This is a genomic window from Staphylococcus pasteuri, assembly GCF_030547725.1.
Classification (GTDB): Bacteria; Bacillota; Bacilli; order Staphylococcales; family Staphylococcaceae; genus Staphylococcus; species Staphylococcus pasteuri.
This window is the reverse complement of record NZ_JAUOQO010001040.1, coordinates 1-233: the sequence shown is the minus strand read 5'-3', so window position 1 is coordinate 233 and position 233 is coordinate 1. Positions and strand designations below refer to the sequence as shown.

General features: G+C 47.6%; 1 protein-coding gene. It reads right to left on the bottom strand.

Translation table 11 applies throughout. The features are described 5' to 3' along the window. Window positions 1-233, bottom strand: a 233-nt coding sequence (locus Q4528_RS16340) for a hypothetical protein (protein ID WP_303522839.1), incomplete at both ends; no start/stop codon positions are given.

Here is a 233-nt window from a genome sequence, read left to right as displayed (position 1 = left end):
CTGTAGAGTGGCATTCGGCACAGCGTGCGTTCCAGTTATTAAATTGGCTCTTCCAATAAAACGGGGTATCAGGAGTATGGGTTTGCTGATAAAGGCTATACCAACGTTGCCCGCCCTGTGCTTTAGTTCTTGAATCCCAGGCCACAGTATAAGCTTGTAAACGGCCACTACCGATATCAACCAAAATCTGTTGCAGAGGCGTGTAGCCAAACACATAAGGCACTGAGTAACGC